The organism is Bilophila wadsworthia ATCC 49260, assembly GCF_000701705.1.
Taxonomy (GTDB): domain Bacteria; phylum Desulfobacterota; class Desulfovibrionia; order Desulfovibrionales; family Desulfovibrionaceae; genus Bilophila; species Bilophila wadsworthia.
Map to the genome: position 1 here is coordinate 1 of NZ_JNJP01000059.1, position 23,380 is coordinate 23,380.

21 protein-coding genes are annotated in these 23,380 nt (G+C 60.5%); 8 read left to right on the plus strand and 13 right to left on the minus strand.

Annotated elements, in window-relative coordinates; translation table 11 throughout:
• Positions 1 to 107: 107 nt before the first annotated feature.
• Positions 108 to 932: an ethanolamine utilization protein EutJ gene (eutJ, locus tag T370_RS0115990; RefSeq protein ID WP_034506794.1), complete on the minus strand. Its 825-nt coding sequence runs from the start codon at positions 930 to 932 to the stop codon at positions 108 to 110.
• A gap of 298 nt (positions 933 to 1,230) precedes the next feature.
• Between eutJ and pyk the strand changes: the two genes are divergently transcribed.
• On the plus strand, positions 1,231 to 2,649 hold the full coding sequence (gene pyk / locus T370_RS0115995) for a pyruvate kinase (RefSeq protein ID WP_029436310.1): 1,419 nt from the start codon (positions 1,231 to 1,233) through the stop codon (positions 2,647 to 2,649).
• 218 nt (positions 2,650 to 2,867) lie between these two features.
• Here pyk and folE2 read toward each other — a convergent pair whose 3' ends face one another.
• From folE2 to T370_RS0116010, 3 genes are all read right to left on the minus strand, one after another.
• Positions 2,868 to 3,647, minus strand: coding sequence for a GTP cyclohydrolase FolE2 (gene folE2, locus T370_RS0116000; RefSeq protein ID WP_005025101.1), 780 nt, complete (start codon positions 3,645 to 3,647; stop codon positions 2,868 to 2,870).
• A gap of 249 nt (positions 3,648 to 3,896) precedes the next feature.
• Positions 3,897 to 4,316, minus strand: coding sequence for a nickel-responsive transcriptional regulator NikR (nikR, locus tag T370_RS0116005; RefSeq protein ID WP_005025100.1), 420 nt, complete (start codon positions 4,314 to 4,316; stop codon positions 3,897 to 3,899).
• Between the two features lie 11 nt (positions 4,317 to 4,327).
• Positions 4,328 to 5,059, minus strand: coding sequence for a class I SAM-dependent methyltransferase (locus T370_RS0116010; protein ID WP_005025098.1), 732 nt, complete (start codon positions 5,057 to 5,059; stop codon positions 4,328 to 4,330).
• A 134-nt stretch (positions 5,060 to 5,193) separates the two neighbouring features.
• Between T370_RS0116010 and T370_RS0116015 the strand changes: the two genes are divergently transcribed.
• From T370_RS0116015 to fusA, 6 genes are all read left to right on the plus strand, one after another.
• Positions 5,194 to 5,514, plus strand: coding sequence for a LysO family transporter (locus T370_RS0116015; RefSeq protein WP_009733442.1), 321 nt, complete (start codon positions 5,194 to 5,196; stop codon positions 5,512 to 5,514).
• A complete protein-coding gene (locus T370_RS0116020; RefSeq protein ID WP_005025094.1) occupies positions 5,511 to 6,116 on the plus strand; it encodes a LysO family transporter in 606 nt (201 codons plus the stop codon). Before T370_RS0116015 ends, T370_RS0116020 begins: the two co-directional genes overlap by 4 nt.
• 110 nt (positions 6,117 to 6,226) lie before the next feature.
• On the plus strand, positions 6,227 to 7,378 hold the full coding sequence (locus T370_RS0116025) for a hypothetical protein (protein ID WP_029436311.1): 1,152 nt from the start codon (positions 6,227 to 6,229) through the stop codon (positions 7,376 to 7,378).
• 497 nt (positions 7,379 to 7,875) lie between these two features.
• Positions 7,876 to 8,613, plus strand: coding sequence for a hypothetical protein (locus T370_RS0116030; protein WP_029436312.1), 738 nt, complete (start codon positions 7,876 to 7,878; stop codon positions 8,611 to 8,613).
• 4 nt (positions 8,614 to 8,617) lie between these two features.
• A complete protein-coding gene (locus tag T370_RS24515; protein ID WP_081847578.1) occupies positions 8,618 to 9,130 on the plus strand; it encodes a DUF1643 domain-containing protein in 513 nt (170 codons plus the stop codon).
• Positions 9,127 to 11,139 (plus strand): elongation factor G, encoded by a 2,013-nt coding sequence (gene fusA / locus T370_RS0116035; protein ID WP_029436313.1) that lies wholly within the window; start codon positions 9,127 to 9,129, stop codon positions 11,137 to 11,139. The genes T370_RS24515 and fusA overlap by 4 nt, the downstream gene beginning before the upstream one ends.
• Before the next feature lie 194 nt (positions 11,140 to 11,333).
• On the opposite strand, the gene T370_RS0116040 is transcribed toward fusA, so the two are convergent.
• The 9 genes from T370_RS0116040 to rsmA form a co-directional block, all read right to left on the minus strand.
• Positions 11,334 to 11,570: a helix-turn-helix domain-containing protein gene (locus T370_RS0116040; protein ID WP_005025085.1), complete on the minus strand. Its 237-nt coding sequence runs from the start codon at positions 11,568 to 11,570 to the stop codon at positions 11,334 to 11,336.
• A gap of 455 nt (positions 11,571 to 12,025) precedes the next feature.
• Positions 12,026 to 13,798, minus strand: a complete 1,773-nt coding sequence (rpoD, locus tag T370_RS0116045) for an RNA polymerase sigma factor RpoD (RefSeq protein WP_029436314.1) — start codon at positions 13,796 to 13,798, stop codon at positions 12,026 to 12,028.
• Positions 13,782 to 15,524 carry a DNA primase gene (gene dnaG, locus T370_RS0116050; RefSeq protein WP_029436315.1) on the minus strand — a complete coding sequence of 581 codons (1,743 nt, stop codon included), beginning with the start codon at positions 15,522 to 15,524 and terminating at the stop codon, positions 13,782 to 13,784. The genes rpoD and dnaG overlap by 17 nt, the downstream gene beginning before the upstream one ends.
• Positions 15,525 to 15,827: 303 nt before the next feature.
• Complete coding sequence (locus tag T370_RS0116055; protein ID WP_029436316.1) at positions 15,828 to 18,179, minus strand: endonuclease MutS2; 2,352 nt, start codon at positions 18,177 to 18,179, stop codon at positions 15,828 to 15,830.
• 41 nt (positions 18,180 to 18,220) lie between these two features.
• A complete protein-coding gene (locus T370_RS0116060; RefSeq protein WP_029436317.1) occupies positions 18,221 to 18,664 on the minus strand; it encodes a GatB/YqeY domain-containing protein in 444 nt (147 codons plus the stop codon).
• A 255-nt stretch (positions 18,665 to 18,919) separates the two neighbouring features.
• The gene (gene rpsU / locus T370_RS0116065) at positions 18,920 to 19,123 is read right to left on the minus strand and encodes a 30S ribosomal protein S21 (RefSeq protein WP_005025074.1); all 204 of its coding nucleotides are present in this window, start codon (positions 19,121 to 19,123) and stop codon (positions 18,920 to 18,922) included.
• A gap of 108 nt (positions 19,124 to 19,231) precedes the next feature.
• Complete coding sequence (locus T370_RS0116070; RefSeq protein ID WP_005025072.1) at positions 19,232 to 19,438, minus strand: hypothetical protein; 207 nt, start codon at positions 19,436 to 19,438, stop codon at positions 19,232 to 19,234.
• Positions 19,439 to 19,449: 11 nt separating this feature from the next.
• Positions 19,450 to 19,728 carry an HU family DNA-binding protein gene (locus tag T370_RS0116075; RefSeq protein WP_472591830.1) on the minus strand — a complete coding sequence of 93 codons (279 nt, stop codon included), beginning with the start codon at positions 19,726 to 19,728 and terminating at the stop codon, positions 19,450 to 19,452.
• A 190-nt stretch (positions 19,729 to 19,918) separates the two neighbouring features.
• A complete protein-coding gene (rsmA, locus tag T370_RS0116080; protein WP_016360718.1) occupies positions 19,919 to 20,713 on the minus strand; it encodes a 16S rRNA (adenine(1518)-N(6)/adenine(1519)-N(6))-dimethyltransferase RsmA in 795 nt (264 codons plus the stop codon).
• Between the two features lie 382 nt (positions 20,714 to 21,095).
• On the opposite strand from rsmA, the gene T370_RS0116085 reads away from it, so the two are divergent.
• Positions 21,096 to 23,162, plus strand: a complete 2,067-nt coding sequence (locus T370_RS0116085) for an elongation factor G (RefSeq protein WP_005025065.1) — start codon at positions 21,096 to 21,098, stop codon at positions 23,160 to 23,162.
• The last annotated feature ends 218 nt before the right edge of the window (positions 23,163 to 23,380 follow it).

Genomic DNA, 23,380 nt, shown 5'->3' on the forward strand with positions numbered 1-23,380 from the left:
AGCTGCCATGTAGGATTCGATAAAGTCGAAAGTCCGGGGAGGGGGAGAAGGAAGCCCTTCTTCAGAAGGGTTCCTTCTCCCCCTCCCCGGCCTTCATAGACCTTCGCCTACCCTTCCATCAGCGGTAAGCACGCGATGGCGAGGGGGGTGAGCAAGAGGGGATAGTCAGGGCACTCGACCTTGATGCCGAGCTCCTTCTCGAACAGGGGCGCGATGCCGGGGAAGCAACACGTGCCGCCGGTGAGATACACGGTATCCACGGCATGGCCGGAAATATGGGCCTTCACGATATCGGAAATACGCTCGAAAACCGGCCTCACGATGGGAGCGTACTGGCGGTTGTCCGTGCCGCGCTTCTTGAGCTCGGCTTCCTCGTAGGGCACCGAAAGAGCGCCGGACATGGCAAGGGTCACATGATGCCCGCCGGTGGCATCGTCAACGGAGGCGATGACCTTGCCGTTGGAGATGACCGCCGTACCGGTCGTGCCGCCGCCGATGTCCACGACCGCAGCGCGATCGAGCCTGGCCAGACGCGCAAGGCAACTCGGCTCGTCCGCCGTGCTCACAAGGCGCAGGTTGGCGGCGTCCAGAATGTTTGTGGAAAGCCGCGCATCCGTTCCGGGCGGATAGGAAGTGGACGCCTCGGTGATCTTCCGGCCAAGGCGTTCCTCCGTCATGCTCACGAGCCGCTTCACGATGGTGATCGCGCCGTGATAGTCCACGACCACGCCGTCGCGTACGACGGTGGCCCACTCAAGGAACGCCGACACGGGCATCCCGTTGTCATCCACCGCCATGACCACCACGTCGGCCGTGCCGAGGTCGACGCCGACATGAATGGGCCCTTCCACCTGAACAGGAGAGGCGTCGTTGCAAATCTTCGAGGCCACTTCCAGCCGCTTCATCACTTCATCCCATGCAATCTGCTTCATCGTGCTCCAGCCGTCGTTAAATGGAAAAACAACGCCGCGCTGTCAGGCGGCGCTTCGTTTCAAAAGGAAAGTCGCTCTTGAAGCTATACGGCGCGGGCGGAACCCGAGTCAAGGCGGTGCCCCTTTTCCCTTCCCATGCGGACGCGCCCAAAAGACTTGACAGGGGACGAAAACAGCAGGAAAAACACATAAAGCGTCTATCTGTGCCCCGAAAGGCGGCCCATTTCGATCATCGCCGGAAGACGGCGGACGACCCGTGCCCTTCTGCTCTGAAAGGCCGGCACAAAAGGATTCCTTGATGAAAACCAAAATTCTGGCAACCATCGGCCCCGCGTCCAACAAGCGTGACGTTCTTTCCAAACTGATCGCGGCTGGCGTCCGGATTTTCCGCCTTAATTTCTCCCACGGCGACAGTTCCTCCTTCGTCGACCTCATCAAGATGATCCGCGAACTGGAAATCGTCCACAAGACGCCCATCACGATCCTTCAAGACCTCTCGGGCCCCAAGATCCGTATCGGCACCTTCCCCAATGAAGGCTCGCTGAACGTGCTCAAGGGCGATCAGCTGCTGCTCGGCCCCTCCTCGCTGATGTGCAATGACGAGTTCCCGTATATCCCCTTCGATCACCCCGAAATTTTCGCCGAACTCGAACAGGGCGATCGCCTTGTGCTCGCTGACGGCACCCTCCAGTTCCGGGTGGTCGAACACCGCGAGGACGGGCTCTTCAAGCTCGAAGCCAACAACAACGGCATCGTCACCTCGCGCAAGGGCCTCGCCCTGCCCGGCAAGTCCATCCCGCTGCCCGCGCTTACCGAAAAAGACAAGAAGGACCTCGTGGACGGCCTCGCCCTCGGCGTTGACGCCGTGGCGCTCTCCTTCGTGCAGTCGCCCGAAGACATCCGCGAAGCCAAGTCGATCATCCGCAGCCACAGCGACCGCGACATCCCGGTCATCGCCAAGCTCGAACGCCGCAACGCGGTGGATCGGCTCGACGCCATCCTCAAGGAAGTCGATATCGTCATGGTGGCCCGCGGCGACCTCGGCATCGAGTGCCCGCTGCCGGAACTCCCGGCCATGCAGAAGCGCATCATCCGGGCCTGCAACCGGGCGGCTAAGCCCGTCATCGTCGCCACGCAGATGCTGCTTTCGATGGTGTCCAGCCCCTCCCCGACCCGTGCCGAAACCACGGACGTCGCCAACGCCGTTCTGGACGGCGCGGATTGCGTGATGCTCTCCGAAGAAACGGCTATGGGCAACTATCCCGTTGAAACGGTGCAGTTCATGAGCGAAATCGCTTCCAAGGCCGAGGAGCTCATGGCCGAAACCCGCCGCATCGCGGAGCCCGAAAACGACGGCACCGCCGAATTCCTCGCCTACGCCGCCTGTCTGCTGGCCCAGAAAGCCAACGCCAAGTCCATCGTGGCGCACAGCCTTTCCGGCACCTCGGCCCGTCTGCTGTCCGCGCGCCGTCCCGTGCAGACCATCCATGCGCTGACCCCAGACGTGACCAGCCTCAAGGCCCTGAACTTCTCATGGGGCGTGCTCCCGCATCAGGTCGGAAACGACGACGTGGGCCATCTCGCCCGCGCCGAACGTTTCATCGCTTCGTCCTCGCTGTTCGGGCTCGGTGAAGATGTGGTCATCACCGCCGGTCAGCCCACGTCCTCTTCCCCGCAGCCTCGCGGCACCAATCTGGTGAAAATCTACAGGAAGTAGCCTAACACTGCCATATAGCAACAACAAAAACGCCAGAACGGAATCCGTTCTGGCGTTTTTGTTGTTCAAAAAAAGCTTCCCGCCCTCAGGTGTCCTTTTCTTGATAGCGGCTCCACTAAGGTTGGGTGGGATTGTGGGAAAGGAGAGGAACGTTTTTCTTCAGGAAAGTTCCCTCTCCAATACTTTAATATCATTTTAAAATCATCAATTCTAAAATTTTACAGCGTCACACCGTGCTCTATGCAGGCAAAGGCGTTGTGGGCATGGATGGACTCGTAGCTCTCGACTTCGACGCGGAACCCGCTCACATGCGGATGATCGGCAAGGCGGCTGGCGACATTGCGCACCACGTCCTCAACAAAGGTCGGCCGCGAAAAGGCGTCTTCAGTCACGAACTTCTCATCTTCGCGCTTGAGCAACGAATAGACGGGCGACGAGCCGGACGCCTCGGCGATCTCGATGAAATCCTCGATCCAGCAGAACCCGCGCATCCGGACCGCCATGCGCACGTCGGCCCGCTGGCTGTGCGCGCCTTCGCGGCTGATGGCCTTTGAGCACGGGCATACGGTCATCACGGGAACCGTCACTTCGAGCAGGAACGACGGCTTGCCGTCCTCGGGCAACTCGCCGGTCAGCCTGCACTCGTAGGGCAGAATGCCGGGGCAGGCAGTCGCGGGGGCGTTCTTCTGCACAAAATACGGAAAATGAAAGACAATATGCGCCCTGCGGGCGTTCAGGCGCTCCCGCACGTCCTCAAGCAGGCGCTTCATCCCCGCGTAGTCCAAGTCCTCAGTCCAGTTCGCCAGAGCCTGCACAAAGCGGCTCATGTGCGTGCCCTTGAACGCAGCGGGCAGATCCACGCTGACGTCCACATTGGCGACCGTATGCTGCGTCCCCTGCGCGCGATCCCGCACCAGCAAAGGCAGCTTCAACCCTTTGACCCCTACCCGGTCGATGGGCAGCGCCACCGGAGCCGGACTGTTCTGTACGTCTTCCATTCTTTTCCTTTATCCTACAGCCTGATAACAAAAAACGTCATCCCGGCATCGTGCAGAGGCTCTTTTTTATCTGGGCATCCCCACCTGTAGCGGATCCACACGCCGACAGCCCCACATCCAACGGGACTCCCGACGCACAGCCTCCCCACCAGCCGGAAGTCTTCGGGGGGGAGGGGATGGAGGTGCGGGGGAAGGGGAGGGAAGCCCTTCTTCAGAAAGGTGCCCTCCCCTTCCCCCGATATATCCTAACTACGGCAAATCCGCACCGATGGTGGTGATCGAAAAAGTCCCGTGCGTGACGCCGCGGATAGAGCGAAGCTGATCCGCAAGCTCGCGGAGTTCCCCGGCCTTGCCTTTGAGCACCAAAATCTCCAAGCAATTATGATGATCCAGATGCACATGAAGCGTCGTCACGATAAGCCCGTGCGCGTCGTGCTGCCGTTCCGTCAGCTTGCGGGACAGATCGCGGACATGATGATCGTAAATCAGGCTCAGCACGCCCGCCGCGTCCGCGGTCTCGGAATGCAGCGAATCCTGCACCAGCGCGTCACGGATGATGTCGCGCAACGCCTCGGAACGGCTTGGGCATCCCTGCCGTTCGCACAGGGCATCAAACTTCTCAAGCAGATCGCTATCCAACGAAACGCCGAAACGAACCGTTTCTCCCATTGTCGCACCCTCTATCGGTGAATTTCCCAGATCCGCACAGGAACGGGCCGCTCCTGCGGATACAGGGCCTCTATGTTCTTTTCCCAGACGCAGCGCCCCGCCCAGCGGCGGTTGACGAGCATGGAACGGAAGGTATCGTAAACGGCCCGGCTGGGTTCGGCGACCCACGCCGCGCCGCCCTCCGCAAGCGCATACTCCAGAAAATCCAGCACGGGCGCGGCGAAACGCTGCTCATACATGATGTCCCCGCCCCAGATGAACCGCAGGCTCCGGCGTTTCACCGCGGGCTTGCGCCAGTCCATGACCGTCCAGAGCGGCTGGGGCACGGCGTTGTGCTCCGCGTTGCGCCGCGCGAAACGCAGGGCTTCCGGCTCATAGTCCATACCGATGACGTTCGCGCCGAGCCATTGGGCCACCAGCGCCGTCAGGCCGATCCCGCATCCGAGATCAAGGCAGGGCTGGCCGCGCAGGCTCTCGCGCCGCTGGTACAGCCAGTCGGCAAGCACAAGGCTGGAAGGCCAAAGCTCCGTCCAGTAAGGCAGGCGCTCGTCTTCCGTAAACTCGGTCATGGACTCCCACAGGGCTTCCATGTCGGCGGCGCGTTCCAGCGTCCAGTCCCGCCCGCAGGCGTTTACCGTCAAAAAAGGCTGCCAGCTCCCCTCCGAAAGGGGCGTATCCTGAGATTCGTTCACCGTTTTCCGTCCCTGCCGGGCCGAAGGGTCCGGCGCGGCATCATAAGTCATGTGTATGACCTATACAGGCGGCGGCGGAAAGGGTCAACGAAAGGGTACGGAGCCCCCGCCGGCATTATTGACCCTTAACAGCGCGTCAGGTATGATAATCAGCTTTTTCGTACTGATAAAGGAGAAATCGCCTCATGATCGTGGAAATGGGTTGTCTTATCCTCGGGGTTCCCGTGGGTTTCCTCCTCCGCAGGAAGCCCCTCGTCATCAAGATCACCGATCAGGTGCTCACGTGGTCCGTCCGCATCCTTCTGCTCCTGCTCGGCCTCGCGCTCGGCGCCGACGACCGCCTCATGTCGCAGATGGACACCATCGGCGCGCGCGGCATCTTCATCAGCCTGTGCTGCGTGGCGGGGAGCCTCATCGGCGCGCGCCTCCTCGAGCCGATCATGAACCGCCATGTAGGGCGCTACGCCGTTTCCCGTACCGCGAAGGACGAAGGGGCGGCACAGTGAAGGAATCCATCATCGTCCTGTTCTTTTTCAGCTTCGGCGTGCTCGGGGGCAGGCTCGACCTCCTGCCCGCCGACTGGCTCGGCCTTGTCCACGAGGCCAGCAATCTCGCCGTATACGCCATGCTCGCCGCCGTGGGCATGAGCCTCGGCTTCGATTCCCGGGCTTGGCGCATCCTGCGGGATCTCAAAGGCTGGGTCGTGCTCGTCCCCCTGATGATCATCGTCGGGACGTTCCTCGGCGGCGTGGCGGCATGGACCATGCTGGACATGAGCTTCCGGGACGTGATGGCCGTGGCAGCCGGATTCGGTTACTACAGCCTGTCGAGTATGCTCATCAACCAGCTCGCCGACGTCAGCCTCGGTTCGATGGCGCTTATTTCCAATATGGTCAGGGAACTCGTCACCTTGCTGTTCGCCCCCCTGTTCGCCCGGGTCTTCGGCGGCCTCGGGCCGCTTTCCGCCGCCGGGGCCGCCAGCGATACCTGTTTGCCCGCCATTATCCGTACATCGGGCGAGCGGAACACCATCCTTGGGATCTTCTCGGGCATGGTGCTCACCATCGCCGTCCCCATCTTCGTGACATCCATTTTCGCATGGCTGTAACGCAGTCAAACAAAAAAAGAAATCAACCCGTTGACGCCTCAGAGAGACTTGCTTACCTTTACGCAAATCCAACCATATCGTTTTACAACCCTATACAGCCAGAGAGCATCATGCCCCTATCCATCTTCAAACGCCTTTTCATCTGTTTCTGCTTCGCGCTCCTCACGGCGTTGCCCGCGCAAGCCGAGGAGCAGAAAAACGGGACGCTTCCTCCCGCGCTCGAAACCGCGCTGTCCACCCTGCTTGCCGATGCCCCGCAAGGCAAAGCTGACCCCGACGCCGCGACCGTAAACGCCGTCCTTGATTTCGTCGCCACCAACAAGCAAGCGGCCAACAAGGTTCGCCCTGAGGCCCGCCCGCAGGGTTCCGGCGCGTATCTCAAGGAAACGCTCAACGTCCCGCTCCGCAAGCTTGTCGAGTACATGCTCGATCCCTCCATCCCCGGCGAGGCCATTTACCCCTCCGCCGTGCGCCGTAACGCATGGATGCCCGGCAGCCCCATCCTGAAGGACAACGCCGCCCTCACCGACGCGGCCTATCCTCCCGCCGCCCCCATCGTGACCCGAGGCGTGGAATATGAGGAAACGACGCCCGACACGTCCAGCGGATGCTACTATTCCTACAAGCTGAACCGGCTGTTCGTGCTCGCCGACTACAAGGGCCGCACGGCGCTCATATCCGTATCCGTAATGCCCGGCCAATCTTCCGTGGGCCTGCGCGGGGCCATTGTCGGCAACGACAAGGACTGGACCTATGTGTACACCCCGGAAAAAGGGACCAATCTGGCCATGCTCGGTTGGGCGGAGACTTATCTTTACGGCTCCGCCAGCATATCCGTGTTCATGGAAAGCGCGCCCGGCAGCGGCAAGGTGGACGTCTCCATCTTCAAGTGGGCGAAGGCGGGCTGGAAGGGCTCCAACGTGGTGAAAGTTTCCCACATTACGGCGGGCCTGAAACGGTTCACCTCCGGCCTGCGTCAGGTGATGGAATCGCCCCGCCTGCCCTCTTCCGATGCCATCGCCGCCAAGTATTCCGAGCTCAAAGCGATGAACGACACGGAGCTGCGCGCGCAGCTTTCCAGCTTTGGCACCCATCTCGCCAAGCAGAACGCCGACCCGCTGGACGAAAAGGCTTTCCGTACCGTGCTCGACAACGGCGCGTACCCCGGCACGCTCAAGCGCGATGACGCCATCGCCGAGCTCATGAAGCTGTATATGCGCCAGCAGCTGGGAACGCTTCCCGCCGCCGTGGCGCGGAATTGACTGAAAATCATGTTTTGGGATGGGAAAGGGAACCCGGAGATAGGGTTCCCTTTCCCATCCCCAATCCCCTCTCTTTCCTTCCCAAAACGGCTGGTGGGGAGGCTGCGCGGAGGGGGTACCGTTGTATGAACGAAGGGACGTGCGAGTCCCTCTTTTTTTGTCTGCCTGCATGGGGAGAATGCAGGGAAAAGAAAGCATGGCTTCAAGACAACTGGGGGAGTGAATAAGGCTTGAACAAGCCGGTCCGTTTTGAGAAAAGAAAAAAATGCTGCCAGAGAAATTTTTGGAGCATTGTACCTTTGAAGTGTGGTCATCCCAAAGACAGCCTGCGCCAGAGGAGACAGGGATTCGGTAAGCACGAAGGCCCTCGGAAAGGAAGAGAAGGACGGGCGCGGGCCACGCCGGCAGGTTTGGAGAAGGACTGTTCCTCCAGAAAAAGCCTCCTCCCCCAAAGCCTCCGAAACCTTTCAAAGCCAATCCGCTCTAAGGAGAAAGCCATGCCTTTTTCACCTGCCATAGAAGCCTGCCGCGTACCCGACGAGCGGCTTGCCGGAGCCTATGAGGAAACGTCCGCTGCGCACCGGAGCTGGATCAAGACAACACTCGCGTTGGCCGAGGCGACGTATCCGGCCCCGCCCTCCCGCCTGACCATAACCTCCGAAAACGCCGCGGCCGGGTTCGGTTTCGCCCGCACGCGGGAAACGGCGCCGTGGGCCGTGCTCCTCATAGGCGAAGGCTACGCTTCGGCGGTACGCCTTGCGGCGGCGATCATGCCCGCGCGTCTGGCTGGCGTGGAGCCGGTTTTCGCCGTCTGGACGGGCGCGGAAACAGCCCCGTCCGGCCTGTTCGCCGCGCTGGAACTCACCGGAGTGGAACAGGTCTTTGCCATGCGGGATCCGGCCCCGCTCCTGCGCGAACTTCCAGGACGAGGGCGTATCCTGCGCTTCGGGAAAGCCCCTCTTCCGGAATGTCCCTGTCCCGTCTGGAGTGACCGAGCCCCGCGCATCGAACGCACCGCCCTGCCCGACACGGCGGTTCTGTGGGCCCACCCGGACGCCCTGCCCGCCGATGACGGCGCTGACGTCGTTTATGCCGGCCAGATTATCATCGGAGAAGACACGCCGCTTGTCCTCGGGGCGGGACTGGAAGGCTGCTGGCTGCACACCGGTTTGACGCCGGACTTTTTCATGAATGAGCGGTTGGAACTGAGCTGTACGTTAGAAAAACAGGTGTAAAATCATGCCAGTTTTCCGTCATAGACCCGGAGTTTCCTGTAAGGCCTGCTTTTCAGAAGATCGCTTGTTTCGTTATCTTCTGGAAATCACAGCTGACAGTACAGGGAAAAAACTCTGTGTTATTATGCAAAACCCGAGCGATGCCGATGAACACGTTTCCGATAAAAGTATCCAATTTCTCGAAACTCTTTTTTTTGAAAAATGCCCTCCAGAAACAGGCCCAATAGGAATAATAACGGTCGTCAACCTCTATGCTTTAGTTCAAAAACATGATTTTCATGGTGGAGAAAAAGCTGTTGGCCCGTTAAATGATCATATTATTCAAAAGGCTATTAGCAATGCGGATATAGTTCTTCTTGCATGGGGACGTTCTAAGAATTACATGGAGCGGAAAAACATGATTTGGGCTATGCTTGACAAGTTTCCCAGCAAGCCCCTTTTTAAGAGTGAACGGCACCCATCCCGTGCTTCCTACAGCCATTTCCTAATTCCTATTTCAACGAGGAGCTTTCCATGACACAGGCTGTGCGCAACATCGGCGTCATCGCGCATATCGATGCGGGGAAAACCACCCTCTCCGAGAGGATGCTGTTCTATACCCGTAAAATCCACCGCATGGGCGAGGTCCACGACGGCACGGCCACCATGGACTACCTGCCCGAGGAACAAGAGCGGGGCATCACCATCACCTCGGCCTGCACGACCTGCGAATGGAACGGAACGACCGTCAACATCATCGATACGCCCGGCCACGTTGACTTTACCATCGAAGTGGAACGCTCGCTCCGCGTACTCGACGGCGCGGTCGGCGTCTTCTGCGCCGTGGGCGGCGTGGAGCCGCAATCGGAAACGGTCTGGCGGCAGTCGGAACACTTCGGCGTGCCGAAGCTCGCCTTCGTCAATAAGATGGACCGGATCGGCGCGGACTTCTCCGCCGTGCTCAAATCCATGCAGGCCCGGCTCGGCGCGAACCCGCTGCCCGTCGTCATTCCCGTGGGCGCGGCGGAGACGTTTCAGGGCGTCATTGATCTCGTGACCCTGGAGCGGCTTGATTTTAACGAGTCCGATCAAGGGCAGACATGGACCCGTTCGCCCCTCACCGAAGCGGATGCGGAACTGGCCGCTCCGTGGCGCGAGCAGATGCTGGAGCGGCTGGCCGAAAACGACGATACGTTTCTTGAACAATATCTCGGCGGCGAATACACGGAAACGGACATCCGCAGCGCCATCCGCCGGGCTACGCTGGCCCGCCGCGTGACGCCTGTCCTCAGCGGTTCGGCGCTCAAAAACACCGGCGTCCAGCCGCTTCTCGACGCCGTGCTCGCCTACCTGCCCGCCCCCGCCGATCTGCCGCCCGTCACGGCCCACAACCCTGAAGACGGGACCGACGGCACCATTCCCTGCGATCCCGCCCTGCCCTTCACAGGGCTGGTGTTCAAGGTCATGATGGATGGAGGGCGCAAGCTGGCCCTTGTCCGCCTGTATGCCGGGACATTGAAAGAGGGCGATCCCTGCCGCAACGTCACCCGGCGCGCCGACGAACGCATCTCGCGGCTCTACCGCCTCCACGCCGATCGCCGTGAGCAGGTGGACGCCGCCAAAGCCGGGGACATCGTGGCGGTCATCGGCCTGCGCTCGGCGCGCACCGGCGATACCGTCGGCGCTCCCGGCTCCAAACTGCTGCTGGAGTCCATCGAAGCCTACCAGCCCGTCATCTCCCTCGCCATCGAGCCCCGCAACGCCGACGAAGGCAAAGCCCTCGACGAAGCCCTCGACCGCTTCTCCCTTGAAGATCCGACCCTGACCGTCGCCATCGACGAAGGGTCCGGCCACCGCATCGTGTCCGGCATGGGCGAGCTCCATCTTGATGTAATCCTTGAGCGCATCCGCCGCGAATACGGCATCGCGCCCCGTGTGGGCCAGCCTCAGGTCATCCGCCGCGAAACGCCGAAGCGCACGGCATCCGCGACCGGCATATTCGACCGCGAGCTCGGCAAGGAAACGCACATCGGCGAAGTCGCCCTGTCCATCGCCCCGCGTGAACGCGGTTCGGGCAACCAGATCCGGTTCGCCATCGATACGGCCATCCTGCCCGCCGCCTTCGTCGATGCTGTCAGGCAGGGCGTGGAAAACGCGCTCCAGTCCGATCCCGTTACCGGTTACCCCCTTCAGGACGCGGACGTCGAAATCACCGCCATGCCCCGGCGTGACGGATCCACGGTCGCGGGCTACCATATGGCTGCGGGCATCGCCTTGCGCTCCGCCCTTGAAGCCGCACAGGTCACGACGCTGGAGCCGCTTATGTTTGTGGAAATCTCCGCGCCGGAAGCCAACCTCGGCCCCGCCATCAGCCTGTTCGGCACGCGCGGCGGGAAAGTTGAAAACATCCTCGACCACGCGGGGCTCAAGCTTGTGCAGGGCCTTGCCCCCCTCAGCAAGCTCTTCGGCTTCTCCACAGACCTCCGGTCGGCAACACAAGGCCGGGCCGGGCTGATGATGAGGTTTGAACGCTTCGACGTCATTTAAGGCAAGCAGTTTCCAAGAGGCCCCTAGCGGGCCTTTTTTCATGCATAACAAATGCCATACAGCAGGCAGACCTCTTGATGCGCCACTCACGGAATATTTGCCATATTCCGCCGCATGGAAGCCCAAAAGCTCATGCCCCCCGTTGTTAACAACAGGAAACAGTTTGTGACATTCCGGAATCATCGTTAGACGGACTAGTTGTACATATCGTTCAATTCCTCAGGCAACGCCTCGATCAAATCCATAACCCGGAGATCCAGCGCATGAGCGATCGCATACAGCGTGGACAAAGTCGGCTCTTGTGTGCCCGCCTCAAGGTATTGGATGCAACGAAGAGAACGCCCTGACTTCATGGCCAGCCCCATCTGGGAGAGGCCACGTAACTTGCGTTTTTCTTTCAGCATATCACCAAACGGCTTCGCAAAGGTCATTTTATCCATAATACCGGAACATAACCGCGAAATCGGTACTTGTGTTACGCAGTATAATGCGCTACAATAGGTTATGTATAAGGAACGCCCGAAAATTGACGCAGAACAGCAATGGATAGAAACGGGCAAGGCGTTTTTGGCGCTTTTCATAGCTGAACCCGAATTTGCCCGAAAAGCTGTGGAAATCGCCCGACGATCTCCGAGGCTCACTTGCAAGCATGCCACTATCATTCGAGAGTTGCAGCTAGTATCTGACCTTATGGTCACAATAAAACGCCGTATCGAAGAAATCGACGGAACCGCTCCGCCTCGTTGACTTCTCGCTCAAACAAAAAGCCTCCCGGCGAATAAAACCGGGAGGCTTTTTCCTCTTTCCCTGACAAGGCCAAAGAGGTGAAAGGAAGCATCCGGGGATGGGAAACCTTTTCTAAGGGGTCCCATCCCCGATTTTTTTATCAGCTATCGTAGAAAGAACGCAGAACCTGACTGCGCACGGGATGGCGGAGCTTACGGAGCGCCTTGGCTTCAATCTGGCGGATACGTTCACGGGTTACGTTGAACAGCTTGCCCACTTCTTCGAGGGTATGGTCGGACTTTTCGCCGATGCCGAAACGCTTGCGGAGCACCTGCTCCTCACGCGGCGTCAGATCCGCCAGCACGGACGCGATCTGTTCGGAGAGCTTGGTATTGACCACCTCTTCGGCGGGCGCGACGGCCTTCTTGTCCTCGATGAAATCCCCAAGGCTCGAATCTTCCTCGTCGCCGATGGGAGTTTCGAGGGAAATGGGTTCCTTGGCGATCTTGAGCACTTTCTTGATCTTGTCCACAGGATATTCCATGCGGTCCGCGATTTCCTCCGGAGTCGGGTCGCGCCCGAGTTCCTGGACAAGATAGCGGGAGGTCCGGATGAGCTTGTTGATCGTTTCGATCATATGCACCGGGATACGGATGGTGCGGGCCTGATCCGCGATGGCGCGGGTAATGGCCTGACGGATCCACCATGTGGCATAGGTCGAGAACTTGTAGCCGCGCTGGTACTCGAACTTGTCCACGGCCTTCATCAGGCCGATGTTGCCTTCCTGAATCAGGTCGAGGAACTGCAAGCCGCGGTTCGTGTACTTTTTGGCGATGCTGACCACAAGGCGCAGGTTCGAGCGGATGAGCTCCTGTTTGGCGCGCATGGCGGCGTTGTTGCCGCGCTTGATGCGCCAGAGCACTTCCTCAAGATCGCTCACATTGTGGCAGCATTTTTCCTGAAGGCGCTGGAGGATTTCGATCTTCCCAAGGATCATTTCCTTGTAGGAGAACAGCTCGTCCACGCTCATGTTCAATTCCTTGGCGGCGAGCACGGGGCTGATGTCGCGGGAATCGAGCTTGCGGAACAGGTCCTTGATTTCTTCCTGATTCTTGCCCGTGGACAGGAGGTACGCCGACAGGTCGCGCTGACAGTTGCGCATCTGGCGGACGTAGTCTTCCACCGTCTCGATGATCCGGTCGATGAGCGTCTTTTCCAGCTTGATGTCGCGCAGACGCGTGACGATTTCTTCCTTGAACGCCATGATTTCCTTCTGAATGGCGGTCACGCGGCGCTCCAGCGTACAGCATTCGTCCAGCTTGGCGTAGATTTTGCGTTTTTTCTTGAATGTCTGGCGGATTTCCTCCAGCAGCAGGATAACGCGGGTGCGCTGGTTCATCTCGTCTTCAGTAGGGTCGTCTTCCTCAATGGTCTTGACCACATCCTTCAGTTTGATGCGGTTGAGCTTGAGGTCTTCGCCCACGTTGATGAGTTCTTCCACCGCGACCGGGACTTCCACGAGCGCGTACAGGACATCCTGCTCGCCCTGCTCGATTTTCTTGGCGATGGTAACTTCGCCGTCACGATCGAGCAGCGGCACCGCGCCCATTTCGCGCAGGTACATACGGACCGGGTCCGTGCTGCGGGAGGAAAAGTCGGCGGCGTCTTCGTTGTCCATCAGTTCAAGGCGTTCTTCGGACTGCTCTCCGTCCGTTTCAGCCGAGGTGACGGGGATTTTCTTGCCGTCCTTTTCCAGATCCACAATGGCGATTTCGAGCTGATCGAAGATCCCGATGATCTCCTCGAACTGCTCGGGTGTATTCATTTCCAGCGGGACAGCCTTGTTCACTTCCTCGAACGTGAGGAAGCCCATCTCCTTGCCTTTGGCGATGAGGCTCTTGATCTGCTGGATATCTTTAATGTTGTTCCCCATGAGTCCTCTCCAACGTTTCCTGAAGGGCGCGCAAATATTCCAAATCGGCCTCAAAATTGCCTGCGCCGGCTCCCTGACGCAATGCGGCCGAAACCGAGGCCGATTGCGCGGTCAAATGCAACGTATCAAGCATGGTGCGGATTGCGCCGAATTCACCCTCTTCGTTGTCGAGAGGGGGCACGTCCCCGGTGCGACACCGGATCCAGAAACGCTTTTCCCTGGGGTCAAGATGCTGCACCACTTCATCCACAGGGTACTCTTCAAGTTTTTGCCAAAGATCCCGCGCCCACGCGGCGCTCAGAACCAGATGGGCCCCAAGCTCCCGAAGGCGGGGCAGAGAGGAGGGATACCGGACCGCAAAGGTCATGATTTCCCTGTCTCTGGGATTCGTCCGCACGGGCGGCTGGGTCTCCTGGCCGCCCGCGTTGCGCGGAAGCGCCCGCGCGCCGCGGCTCTCAATGATCCGCTCGCGCAACTCGCTTTCCGCCAGCCCCAAGCCGGTGCTCAATGTGGACGCGAAACGGCTGACGAGTTCGGGCAGTTCAACCTGCCTGAGAAACTCGCGCGCCCAGTCCACGGCTTCCCGCGGGGCCATATCGCGCAGGCAACGCACGCAGAAGGCCATGCCCTCCGGCGCATTCCTGCGCAAATCCTCAAAAATGTCCGTTCCCTGCGTCCGTAACAGGCTGTCGATGTCCTCGCCCTCCGGAAAAAGGACGACTTTACAGGACAGCCCCCGCGTCAACAGCATCTCGCACGCACGGAGCGCGGCCTTGCGGCCCGGCCCGTCGCCGTCGAAAAGCAGCTCCACGTGCGACGTAAACCCTGAAATCCGTTTCACCTGTTCCGGGGTGAACGCCGTACCGAGCACGCCCACCGCACTGGAGTAGCCGAACTGGTGCAGCGTCACCACGTCCATGTAACCTTCCGTCAACATGGCGGGCTTTCCCGTCGCAATGGCGCGCCGGGCCTGTTGCAGTCCGTACAAGTGTTCGCCTTTTTTGTATAACTGCGAATCACTGCTGTTGATGTATTTGGCTTCGTCCTCGTTGGCGATGATGCGCCCGCCAAACGCGATGACGTTCCCCGAAAGGCTGCGGATGGGAAACATCAACCGCCCGCGGAAACGGTCATACGCCCTGCCCCGCTCGCTCTTGCCGAGCAGCGCGGCCTCCACGCCCATCGATTCGCTGAATCCGGCCCGCCGCAGCACTTCCGCGAGCGACTGCCAGTCCCGGCGGCTCCAGCCAAGCCCGAAGAGTTTCGCCACATCTTCCGAAATCCCTCTCCGGGCCATGTAGTCCCGGCATTCCGCGCCGTCCCGGCCTGAGAGGTTCTCCGTGAAATGCGCCGCCGCGATCTCATGGATTTTCAGCAGCTGCCGCCGTTTGGACATGGTTTGCCCGGCAGGCTGGCCGTCGTGCTTCTGCGGCCCGCGTTCCAGCGTGACGCCAGCCTCTTCCGCGAGCTGTTCAAGCGTTTCCTTGAAATCCAGCCCGTTGATCTGCCCGTAAAAATCGAACAAATCTCCGGAAGCCTGACAACCGAAACAATAAAAAAAACCTTCTTCCTCGTTGATGGAAAACGAGGGCTTGGTTTCCTGGTGAAAAGGACAAGGCGCTACCCAGCGAGGCCCATTGCGTTTCAGGTCCACGTACCGTCGGGCAATGTCCACCAGATTCAAGCGCGCCTTGATTTCCTGAATGGCTCTTGCGTTCCGTCCCATACGCTCCCGTACGCCTCCGGCGGCAAGGGGCGCATGGCGCCGATGCCCGTAAAGCTCATTATCCAGTGCTCGCGGCCTCCGCATCAGCCAGGCCGGTCCCTCCGGCTTTGTCCGGGGAAGACTTCCCCGCGCCCCTCATCTTGGAGCACGCCTCAATCGGGACTCTCAAAAATCTCACGCCGTTTCCGCAGTCCTTCTCATATAAAGCAGGATCTACCGCAGTCAAACCCTTTCTTCTTTTTATAAAGTTTCAGAGAGGGGAATACGCTTGAGGGGAAGGGGGTCTCCCTCCATTTCTCAAACTTACTTAAAAGTAACAATCGTCACGCCGTCACCCCCTTGATCCTCAGGGGCCAGCGCGAACGAGGCTATACCGGGGAAGGTCTTCAAGAACGCGTGCACTTCCTTGCGAAGGGCCCCCGTACCGCGACCGTGAACGATTTCCACACCCTCGCGCCCGGACAGCAGCGCCCGGTCGAGGTACTGCGAGAGTTCGCTGAGAGCCTGATCCGCCCGCTTGCCGCGCAGATCCAGCCGAAGGAGCGACATTTCGGGATCGCTTCCGGCGGTCGTCCGCACCAGCACGCCGGACTTCGGCTTGGCCTGCTGCTGCGGCGCATCGGCGGGGCCGAGCAACGCGGCATCGGCCCACAAGGTCACGCCGTTCATGTCCAGCTTGACCCGGTTCTGCCTGGCGTCGACTTCGCGCACCACGGCTTTCTTGTTCCAGGGACGGTGCATCACATGCTGGCCCGGCTTGAGTTCCGCAATGTCGAACGCCGGGGCCGCCGCCTCTTCCTGTTCCGGAGAAACGTGCAGTTCGGCACGGACCTTGGCAAGCTCCTTGAGGGCCTGCTTGTGCCCGGCCTTGCCTTCCTGCCAGTCCTTCATGACCTTGGCGGACAGCTCGCGCACGTCTTTAATGAGGCGTTCACGCTCACGCTCGAAACGCTCCTGCACGGCCTTGCGCTTTTCGCGGGTACGCTGCTGCTCGGCCTTGAGCGCATCAAGTTCGCCTTCGCGCTTGGCGGCCAAGGCGTTCAGGCGATCCATCACCGCCGTCATATCCTGACCGTCCAGCAACAAATACTGTTCCGCACGGCGCAATACCGATTCGGGGAGCCCGTGCTCACGGGCCACGTCCAGCGCCTGACTCGCGCCGACCTGATCGTAGGCCAGCCGGAACAGTGGCTTTTTCGTGCCCGGATCAAACAGCACCGAAGCGGCACGCACGCCCTCACGGGTCAGCGCGTAGGTTTTCAGGGCCGGAAAATGCGTCGCGGCCACCACATGCGCCCCGCGTTCGAGGAGGCCGTCGAGCACGGCCTGAGCCAGCGCGGCCCCTTGCGCGGGGTCGGTGCCGGCGCCGAACTCGTCGAGCAGGATGAGCGTGCGGCGATCCGTGGCTTCCCATGCGTTGCCGAGATGCCGGATCTGCGCCGTAAACGTGGAAAGATGATCATCAAGGCTCTGCTCGTCGCCGATGAACGCGTGGATCGACGTCCACCACGGGATGACGGACCCCTTCGCCGCCGGGACCGGCAATCCGGCGAGCGTCATGATCGCCAGCAAACCGAGCGTCTTGAGACATACGGTCTTGCCGCCCGCGTTGCCGCCGCTGATGACGAGCGCGCGATCCGTGGGCCGGAAAATGAGGTCCACCGGATGCGGGCCGCCCTGCTTGCGGATCTGCGGATCGAGCGCGAGAAGCGGGTGACGCGCGCCGAGCAGGGATAACGGCGCGTCTTCCCCGTCGGGGCTGATCGTGGCGCACGCGCCGTCGAACAAGGCCGCCAGCCCGCATTTGGCAAGCTCCACGTCCAGCCGGACCAGCAGGTCCCAGGCCGAGCGGATGAACGGCAATTCGTTCTGCACGATGCCCGTAAGGTAGCGCAACACTTTGCGCTCTTCCTCGCGTTCCTCGCGCTTGAGCTCTTGCAGGCGGTTGTTCTGCTCCACGAGGAACAGAGGCTCGAAATAGCAGGTTTCGCCGGTATTGGAGTAATCGTGGATGATGCCCTGAATGCGGCCCTTGAAATTCGACTTGAGCGGCAGGACGTAACGGTCCGACGCCAGCGTCATGTAGTCATCCTGAAGGTACTGGGCGATGTTGTACTGGACAGCGAAATCCTTGACCTTACGCAGGCACATGAGGTGCAGGCGGCGCAATTCGCCGCGCACGAGCATCAGTTCGGGGGAGCTTTCGTCCTTGATGAGCCCGTCATCGCCGAGGCACCGGGACAGGGCCGAAAGGGTCATCTCAGGCAGGGGCATGGAGGCCACGAGATCCCGCAATGAAGGCCACATGGCGCCGTTTTCATTGATGGACTGGGCGGCCTTGCGGCCCTGGAGCAGGGTTTCGCGGAGCGCCCACAGCGCGTCGGCGTCGAGCGGCGCGGAGGACGGGGACACGGCGGCCTTTTCCAGATGGGGGAAAAGCCCCTCGAGATCCGGAAAATCGGACAGGCGGAAGCCGCTGTGCGCGGACCACGTGCGCACTTCGTCGAACAGGGTATGCGCGGCGTTGACGGCGTCCGCATCGCGCAACGGGAAAAGGCCGAGACTGACCCTGCGGCCGGCCTCGGATACACACAAGCCGGCAAGATGCTCCAGCACCTTGCCGAATTCAAGAGCCTTTATCGTACGGCTATCCATGCAAACTCACTTCCTCCCGGCGCGGCGTCCCGCGCGGGGGGCTAGCTCAGGCGCGCCTTGACTGCGGCGCTGACGGCCTTGCCGTCCACACGGCCTTTATAGTCGCCCATCACGGACTGGATGACCTTGCCCATGCCGGACATGTTGGTCACGCCAAGCGCGGCGATGGCGGCGTCGATGGCCGCGGCCAGTTCTTCCTCGGAAAGCGGCTCGGGAAGGTAATCCTTTAAAATGGAAAGTTCCGCGGCTTCCTTCTCGGCGAGATCGGGCCGATTGGCCGCCGTGAACTGCTCGATGGAGTCCTGACGCTGTTTGGCCTGCTTCTGGACGACGGAGGCAAGCTCTTCGTCGGTGACGGGCCGCATGAGTTCCACCTGCAGGTTCTTCGCCGCCGTCTTCAAAAGGCGCAGCACACCCAAGCGCAGGGCATCCTTAGCCTTGTAGGCGGCAATGTAGTCCTGCTCGATACGCGTTGTCAGAGACATGATAATTCCCGGGAGATGATGATTGAAAAAACACGGAAAGCCGAAAGGACTTCCCGTGTATCCACCTCTATCGCCTACGAGATCGTCCGTCCCGGTTGCCGGAAAGACAAGCGGGACAAACACGGAAACGCTCCGCTCGTCTGCGGGAGGAGCCCCGCCAAAAAGGACGGGATGCACTCCCGTCAAAACGATGGAGCGTTCCAAACCCCTTGTCTTTCCGTTTCCGCATCCGGGAGGACGAAGAAACGGAAAGGACTAAGCGGCGTTCATCTTACGCATTTTCTTCAGCAGACGCTTGCGGGCGGCGGCCTTTTTCTTCTTGCGCATGACGCTCGGCTTTTCGAAGTGCTGGCGCTTCTTCATTTCAGACAAAATGCCAGCCTTTTCCACCTGCTTCTTGAAGCGGCGCAGAGCGATATCGAAGTTGTAGTCGTCTTCGTTCAGAAAGACTCCGGGCATTGGTCATCACCCCCTCTTTGCGAAATACTCTCCAAGGAGGGCGACAAAAAACACCCGGCCTGAAGACAGAAAGGGGAAGATAGACGACTTTCCGAAAAAAGGCAAGCCCTAATGACTTTCCGCCGGGTGCTCCTCACCGTGGCAACCGCAGCCGCCCCGGCAGGTGTCCCAGATCGAGCGCAGGATCACATAGCCCACGCCGGTGCCGATCACGAACAGCACGAGGTAGAGCACCCCAAAGAAGACCGCGAAATCGGGGGACCACCACGGAATGTCCTGAGGAAGGGGGCTGTGGATCGTTTCGCCGTGCAACATCTGCTTTCTCCTTACTTGTTTAGCGCATCCTTGAGCATCTTTCCGGGACGGAACCGCACCACCTTGGAGGCCGCGATGGTGATGACATCTCCGGTACGGGGGTTGCGTCCCTGACGTTCCTGACGCGTTTCCGCAACGAATGTGCCGAAACCGGTCAAGGTGAGCTTGCCGTCTTCCGCCAGCATTTCCTGGACGGATTCCAGCATGGCATTGAGGGAACGTTCCGCAGCCGCTTTGGTCATGTTGGCCCGGGCCGCAATCTGCGCGACGAGATCTGCCTTGGTCATCATCGACTCCTTCTGCTCGTTTCGGACCACGGACGGCAGGACATGGTACACCACCACGACCCGCTCCGCAATCGCGCCCGACGTCACAGGGCAGCACCTTTTATCCGGCACAACGCCCTCTGATCATGGGGCATTTATTGGGGCAAAACTTGGCTCAGCCGTTCTTTTGGTCAATCATGTTTTTTCGGGGAAGTCAACACCCCGAACGTCCAAAAATTCCGGCAAGCTGTTGAAACTGTTCCGGCGTGAGCGTCTCGGGACGCGCTTCCGGGGCGATACCCAGCCGCTCGAGCGCGGCGGCGGTGTCGTCCCTGCCCGCACGCCGGAGGATCGATTGCAGCTGCTTGCGCCGCAACTGGAAACAAAGCTTCAGTATGGAGGAAAGGGCCTTCGGGTCCGCGGGATGCCGTTCCCGAGGCAGGGGGATGAACGTGACCACGGCGGAATCCACCTTCGGAGGCGGATTGAACGCACCGGGCCCGACCACAAAGCCCCACTCGACCCGGACATAGCTCTGGATCCAGACCGACAGCGCGCCGTAGTCCTTGGTCCCCGGCTTGGCGTACAGCCGCTCGGCCACTTCCTTCTGCACCATGAACACCGCCCGCGTCAGGTCCGGCGTCCGGGACACGATATCCCACATGAGCGGCGAACCGACATTATAAGGCAGGTTGCTGATGATTTTCCACGGGCCTTCCAGCGACTCCCAAGGGAAGGCCAGAGCGTCGGCATTGAGCACCTGCACGGCGGGGGCGGGGCGTTCCAGCTCGGCATGATGGGCAGCCCAATAGCTGTCCTTTTCGATGAGGCGGAACTCGGCGGGGCCCCGCTCGTGGATGATGCCGGTGATGGCGCCCGGACCGGGGCCGATTTCCAACACCCGGTCCTCCGGCCCGATCCGCAGAAGATCCACGATGCGGGCCGAGGTTTTGGCGTCTTTCAAAAAATGTTGGCCAAGGCTTTTCTTGGCCCGAGGTGCAGCAGTCAAAACATCCCTCACACGGTTCAGGGAAAAAGACGTTTTCCCATTGAAGCCGAAATACTACTCGTTTCGCCCCGGCTGTCAATGATGCCCGGGGTCCGCCCCGCGCGTCCGTACCCTTATTTGCACAAAAAGACACAAGCACCGGGCTACGGTCCCGCAGCCCGGAAAAAAACACAGCAACCACGCGGGGGAAAAGACCCCCTTGACATCTATAGAGACTACTCCCTATGACAAACGGTAAGAACAGATCGAAAGCGGGCCCGCCGTGCGCGGGGCCTCACGGAGATCCTTATTTCCCGTGCCCCGTTGCGCGGGGAACATAACGGCACTCCCTCCGGGGTGACCCGGAAGGAACTGGTAACACCCACAGAAGCAGGAGAGGACTATGTCCAAAGCCTTGGATAGCCAGCGAACCTACGCCCTGATCGGTACAGGCGGCTGCGGAAAAACCTCACTGGCGGAAATGCTGCTCTTCCAGAGCGGCGTCATCAACCGTCTGGGAGCCATTGAAGAAGGCACGACCACTCTTGATTACGAACCGGAAGAAATCAAGCGCCGCGGCTCCATCCAGCCCGGATTCGCCACTTTCCTCTGGAACAAGGACCGCCACTTCCTCATGGACGTCCCCGGCGACACCAACTTTACCGGTGACCTTCCCTACCTGCTGATGGGCGTCGACGCGGCCGTCCTCGTCATCGATGCCGTCGACGGCGTGCGCCCCCTCACCCGCCGCATCTGGAACGCCGTGCGCGAAGCCGGACTGCCGTCCTTCGTGTTCATCAATAAAATGGATCGCGACCGCGCCGACTTCGATATGGCCTTCAACGGCCTTTCCTCAGTGCTCGGCATGAAACCCGTTACCCTGTACATGCCGGTCATGACTGACGGCGTGTTTACCGGCGTCGTGGACATCCTCGGCGGCAAGGCCCTTATGTTCGGCGAAAACGGCGCCGTGACCGAAGCCCTCATCCCCGACGCCATCGCGGACGAAGCGGCGCTCCTGCACGACACCACCGTCGAAAACATCGCCGAGTCCGACGAAGAGCTGATGGAGAAATACCTTGAGGAAGGTTCCCTTTCCGAAGAAGACCTCGCCTCCGGCCTGCGCAAGGGCGTGCTCAACGCCAGCCTTGTCCCGGTCGTGGTGGGCTCCTCGCTCGAAAACAAGGGCGGGCGCGAACTGCTCGACGCCATCGCCCGCCTCTTCCCCTCGCCGCTCGAACGTCCGGCCTTCCTCGACGCCGACGGCAACGAACGCGCCTCCAGCGACGAAGGCCCGGCTTGCGGCTTCGTCTTCAAGACCATTGCGGACCCGTTCTCCGGCCAGCTCAACATGGTGCGCGTGATCTCCGGCACCATCAGCTCCGAATCGACGCTCAAGAACATGCGTACCGAGGAATCCGAACGCCTCGGCACCCTCCTCTATCTTGACGGCAAAACGCAGACGCCCTGCAAGGATGTGCTCGGCCCCGGCGCGATCATTGCGGTGGGCAAGCTGAAAAATACCCGCACGGGCGACACGCTCAGCGACGACAAGGCCCCCTTCGCGGTCGCCATGCCGCAGCTCGCCCCGCAGCTCATCACTTTCGCCCTCGCGCCGAAGGAAAAGGGCGACGAAGACAAGGTGTACGCCGCCGTCCAGAAGCTGCTGGATGAGGACGTGACCTTGAAGCTGAGCCGCGACGAGGAATCCGGCGACATCCTGCTTTCGGGCATGGGCCAGCTCCACATCGAAACCGCCGTCGAGCGCGCCAAACGCCGCTACAAGGTGGAAATCCTGCTCAAGACGCCCAAGGTCCCCTACCGTGAAACCGTTCGCGGCAAGGTACAGGTGCAGGGCCGCCATAAGAAGCAGAGCGGCGGACGCGGCCAGTTCGGCGACTGCTGGATCGAAATGGAAGGCTTGCCGCGCGGTTCCGGCTACGTGTTCGAAGACGCCATCGTCGGCGGCGCCATCCCGCGCAACTACATCCCCGCCATCGACAAGGGCGTTCAGGAAAGCGCGGCCCGCGGCTTCATCGCCGGCTGCCCGGTCGTGGACTTCAAGGTCCGCCTCTATGACGGCAGCTACCACACGGTCGACTCCTCGGAAATGGCCTTCAAGGTGGCCGGTTCGCTGGCCTTCAAGAAAGCCATCGAGTCCCTGAAACCCGTTCTGCTCGAACCCATCGTGCTGCTCTGCGTTTCCGTCCCGGACGAGTACATGGGCGACGTCATCGGCGACCTCTCCTCGCGTCGCGGCAAGGTGCTCGGTTCCGACTCTCAGGTCGGCATCACGGAAATCAAGGCTCACATCCCCATGAGCGAAGTGCTCCGCTACGCGCCGGATCTTCGCTCCATCACAGGCGGCCAGGGCGTCTTCACGATGGAATTCGACCATTACGAAGAAGCCCCGCAGCCCATCGTCGACAAGGTCATCGCCGAGCACCAGAAAGCGAAGGCCGAAGAATAGGGAATGCCTCCGGCGGCAAGGGGCTCTGCCCCTTGACCCCGCCGGGGGAAATGATTTCCCCCGGAACCGCTCTTCTTTGACCCCGATGCCGCCAGTCGTACCCTGTTTGAGAAAACCGGTGAAGCGACGGCCTTATCTTTTTATAAGATAAAAGGGAACACTGCGAACAGGGATTCGATAAACACGAAAGTCTTTGGAGAGGGTGGGGGGAGGTTTGG